This is a genomic window from Caballeronia sordidicola (assembly GCF_000729995.1).
GTDB classification, from domain to species: Bacteria; Pseudomonadota; Gammaproteobacteria; order Burkholderiales; family Burkholderiaceae; genus Caballeronia; species Caballeronia sordidicola_A.
This window is the reverse complement of record NZ_JNFG01000168.1, coordinates 1-362: the sequence shown is the minus strand read 5'-3', so window position 1 is coordinate 362 and position 362 is coordinate 1. Positions and strand designations below refer to the sequence as shown.

Here is a 362-nt window from a genome sequence, read left to right as displayed (position 1 = left end):
CGGTTCACCGACGACAGACCGATCATCGAGACCTTGGCGTCGGCCAATGTGGTGTTGGGCAGTGCGGTCTCGGCAGCTTTGACGATCGCGTTGGTCTGGTCCATCGCGTCGATGCCGAACGGGTCCAGCGCCGTCTGCACCAGATACCGCACGGTGTGGCCGTCCGGCGACACGAAAAGTGTTGCGGCTTTCTCGAATTCGTTCTTACCCAGAATCTCGGGCGGAACGTAGAAGCCCGCCATCTGCGGTGTGTTCGCGTCGCGCCGCATGCCCAGCAGGAACGCGGAAGCCTGGTTCAGGCCGCCACCCATCCCCCGGACTTGATCGACCAGCAGTTTGACGCCATCGGCGAGCTGCTTACT

General features: G+C 62.7%; 1 protein-coding gene. It reads right to left on the bottom strand.

Features of this window, described 5'->3' with window-relative positions; translation table 11 throughout:
- On the bottom strand, positions 1-362 hold a 362-nt coding region (locus FH08_RS48825), incomplete at both ends, for an MMPL family transporter (RefSeq protein WP_035568099.1).